This is a genomic window from Geobacillus sp. B4113_201601, assembly GCF_001587475.1.
Taxonomy (GTDB): domain Bacteria; phylum Bacillota; class Bacilli; order Bacillales; family Anoxybacillaceae; genus Geobacillus; species Geobacillus icigianus.
Genome location: NZ_LQYX01000080.1, coordinates 1 through 3,827 on the forward strand (window position 1 = coordinate 1; position 3,827 = coordinate 3,827).

At 42.7% G+C, this 3,827-nt stretch carries 4 protein-coding genes; all 4 read left to right on the forward strand.

Annotation, left to right across the window (positions count from 1 at the left end; translation table 11 throughout):
- Positions 1–437 (forward strand): SPASM domain-containing protein (locus tag B4113_RS18880; RefSeq protein WP_235597997.1); only part of this gene is annotated, 437 nt, incomplete at its 5' end.
- Positions 438–480: 43 nt separating this feature from the next.
- Complete coding sequence (locus B4113_RS11185) at positions 481–1,359, forward strand: ABC transporter ATP-binding protein (protein ID WP_033842604.1); 879 nt, start codon at positions 481–483, stop codon at positions 1,357–1,359.
- A 4-nt stretch (positions 1,360–1,363) separates the two neighbouring features.
- Positions 1,364–1,993, forward strand: coding sequence for a hypothetical protein (locus B4113_RS11190; RefSeq protein WP_033842605.1), 630 nt, complete (start codon positions 1,364–1,366; stop codon positions 1,991–1,993).
- A 162-nt stretch (positions 1,994–2,155) separates the two neighbouring features.
- The gene (locus tag B4113_RS11195; protein WP_061912508.1) at positions 2,156–3,439 is read left to right on the forward strand and encodes an IS110 family transposase; all 1,284 of its coding nucleotides are present in this window, start codon (positions 2,156–2,158) and stop codon (positions 3,437–3,439) included.
- Positions 3,440–3,827: the final 388 nt, after the last annotated feature.

Here is a 3,827-nt window from a genome sequence, read left to right on the forward strand (position 1 = left end):
GCCATTTTCAGTATACCCGCACGGATCAGGAGCGTATACAGCACTCACCCAGTGGTGGGGATTTTCACGGAAAAGAAGAATCTATTTTATATCATGAAGAGTTGCCGACATTTGGGTGCGACATTAACAGTTTTTCTTATCTTGGAATATATCATCCTTGTTTAACAGGCAGCTTAGCAATCACTTCCGATAAAAAAGTGGTTCCGTGTCCAAGATTAGAATCGGAAGTGCTGATGGATCTTAAAGAGCATAACAGTCTGCTTGATTTGTTTGATAGAAAAGAAAAAGTTCTGAAATATTGGAAGCTTTCGTTGGAAAATATTGAACCTTGTGGTACTTGTGAATTTAAACGAATGTGTATGGATTGCAGAGCCGCAGAGGTTGCTTTTTCTAACAGTTTAAACCAAAAATCTCTTTGTTCTTATAGGGGTTTGTAATAAGAATAATTAAAAAAAGAAGGAGAATGTAGGAGGGAAACCATTGGATTATATTGAACTGCACAATGTTGCTAAATCATTTGATAATAAAAATTACATACTAAAAGATATTAACTTGTCTTTACACCAAGGGGATCGCGTGGGCATTATTGGGGGAATTGGTTCTGGGAAAACCACTTTATTAAGAATCATCTTGGGGTTGTATACTCCAACATCTGGGGAAATCAATCGGAACATATCCAATCACGAAATTGGGTATTTGCCTTCTACCAAAGGGATTATTGAAGAGTTTACAGTGAGAGAAAATCTCATATTTTGGTCTCAAACTTATCAATCCCCTCCCCATGTAGTAGAAGAGCTGATAGATAGTCTAAACATGGAGAAAATGGAAAACAAAAAGGTATCTTTGCTTTCTTCTGGAATGAAACAAAAACTTGCTTTTGCTTGCTCTATTATCCATTCTCCCAAACTTCTTATTTTGGATGAACCTACAATCAACTTGGATGTAGAAAATCGATCTTTAATAAAGAGATATATACAGAAATATCCTAGGGAAAGTTGCATTGTCATTACATCTCATAATTTTGATGACATTGAACATATGTGTAATCGAATCGTTATGATTGTTGATGGAACGATAAAAGTGAAAGAGGAACTGAATAAATTAAAATCTGATTTTCAATCCTCTCTTGTCACAATACGAACCATCTCAAAAATCAATCAACAACAATCAATTCTAATTAAAGAAGAATTTCCAAATGTTCTGGTGAAAGATCATGAAGTGATTTTAGATAAACAAATTTATAAATTAAACGACATTTTACTAAAATTGATCCATTTGAATATAGAAATACGTGATGCTTTAGAAAATGAAGCAATACTTGAAGATATTTACTTACGTTTGAATAAGAAAGAAGGTTGATAGAATGAAGGCTCTATTGTGGAAAGAATCTCTTCTTCTGAAAAAGAAAATACAAAAGATGTTGCTTCTAATAGCAATTGAATTTGTTCTAGTGTTGTACTTCATCTATGGATTAAATTCTGTCCCTATTCATATTAAATTTAATCTTATTTTAGGAACGACATCGATTATTTTTCTGTTACAAATACTTTTTGAATCCATTAAGACAGATAAACAAAATCGAGTATATGAAAAAATGTTGCAAATCTTTTCTATACAGAAGATATTAATTGTCAAGGTACTTTTTTCTGTTTTTATCGCAACAATCCTTAGTAGTATATATTCGTTTGTATTCTATGGATATCAGTTGCACTTGGGGCTTCAGATTCCTTCTCAATACTTGCTATCTTTATTCTTATTGCCCGTTATTAACTTGCTCTTTGGAATAGCATTATGTGCCGTCATGTTTCTGTTTGATAATATTGTCATATTAAAAGTTACTTCTATGTTTGGAGCGATGTTTTACGTATTAACCTTTACGAATATACATCAATACAAAGTTATTGGAACCATTGTTGGTATATTGCTTGTCCTTGTCATCACGCTCCATTTTCTTTTAAAGAAAATGTCGAATGAAAAATTTTTAACGATGTAGCCTCTTGGTTATTGTATTAAATCACGGAAAAGCTGACATTGTTTTAAGGAGCATTCCTGTTAGAAGCTTTTCCGAGGACTTGAACAAAAAAAGCCCTCTTGGTATGATGCAGGGGTGTCAACCAACCAATGAACCCTGAATTCATGCCAAGGAGGACTTCAGATGAATTGTACACAAAATCACAAGATCGATCAAGTCACGGATGAAACACTCGTGGTAGGGATGGACATCGCCAAACGAAAGCACTACGCCTGCTTCGTTGATGCCCGGGGACGCGTGCTCCAGAAATCGTTTCCCGTCATCCAGTCGAAACAAGGCTTTGAGCAGCTGGATCAGCGCATTCGGCAAGCGATGAACGAGTTTGGGAAAACCAAGGTCATCGTGGCGATCGAGCCGACCGGGCACTACTGGTTGAACCTGGCCTATTTCCTTGAGGAAAAAGGGATCCCGTTGGTCATGGTCAATCCTGCGCATGTGCGCCGATCGAAAGAGCTCGATGACAATCTGCCGACGAAACACGATGCCAAAGACGCACTGGTCATTGCCAGACTGGCGAAAGACGGGCGGTTTAGCTTCCCTCGGCTCCTTCGCGACATCGAAGCGAATTTACGCGTCGGGAGCACGCTGCGGGAGAAGTTCATGAAAGAGCATACAGCCGTGCGCAACGCGATGATCCGTTGGACCGACCGGTATTTTCCTGAGTTCTCCGCCGTCTTCTCCAGCTTTGGGAAAATGGCGCTGGCCGTGCTGGAACTCACCCCGTTTCCGGAGGAGATCACCGGCCGCACCGTGGAGGAGCTTGTGGAGATCTACCGGCAAAGTGAAGGGCTGAAAGCGCCCCAGAAACCGAAAATCCGGAAGCTGCTTGAGGTCGCGAGCCATTCCATTGGCGTGACGGAAGGACAGCAGATGGCCCGTTTGGAGATCGCCGCGCTCGTCCACCGATATCGCCAATTGGAGGAGGAAATCGCCGCACTGGATGCGGAACTGACGGCATTGGCGCAAACGACCGTGGAATATCAGTGGTTGAAAACGGTGGATGGCCTGGGAGATGCCACGATCGTTGACCTGTTGGCCGAGATCGGGAGCTTTGCCCACTATCGGGACCCGCGGCAACTGATCAAATTAGCGGGCCTGACGCTCAAGGAGAACTCCCCCGGCCAGCACAAAGGGCAAAAACGGATCTCGAAACGGGGACGAAAACAGCTGCGTTCGGTTCTGTTTCGGACGGTGATCCCCCTGATCCGCCATAATGAGGCGTTTCGCGAGTTGCACAAGTATTACACGACCCGGGCGGCGAATCCGCTGTCCAAAAAACCATCGATCGTGGTGTTGTGCGGCAAACTGCTCAAGGTGTTGTTGACCATCTGCACGAAGAAGCAAGCGTTTGATGGAGAACGAATGAGGCAAGATGTCTTCGCCCATGTTCAAGTCCGGGCCGCCTAGTGCCTGTCTTCTCGCGTAAAACAGAATTCTCTTGACAACAGGATGACACCGGAGAAGCTGGCGCGATATCATCCATTCGACCTTGAGTCCCTGTAGGAGCTTAGCCGGCCTCTGCCTGATGAAGAGACCGAACGAGGGAATGTTGGCGCGAAGACGCCCGGAGACATGGGAGGGTTCGTCCTCATCAGCGATGCAGAGATCCAAGGGTGCATCGAATACGCGTCTCCCCACTGCAGTAAAAAATACCCAGCCGTGGCCGCGAAGCGCACCCTAGGTCTGTAAGATATCCACAAAACTGAAAAAGGATGTAATGGATTTTGTCGAAAAATATTTTTTTGACACCCCTGAGAGGCCGCAAAGCCTTGATACATCAATATTTATAGAGGGA

What these genes read in the sequence shown, in the direction of transcription:
- B4113_RS11195 (WP_061912508.1), top strand. Translation starts at nt 2,156, where the DNA reads ATGAATTGTACACAAAATCACAAGATCGATCAAGTCACGGATGAAACA.
- B4113_RS11190 (WP_033842605.1), top strand. Translation starts at nt 1,364, where the DNA reads ATGAAGGCTCTATTGTGGAAAGAATCTCTTCTTCTGAAAAAGAAAATA.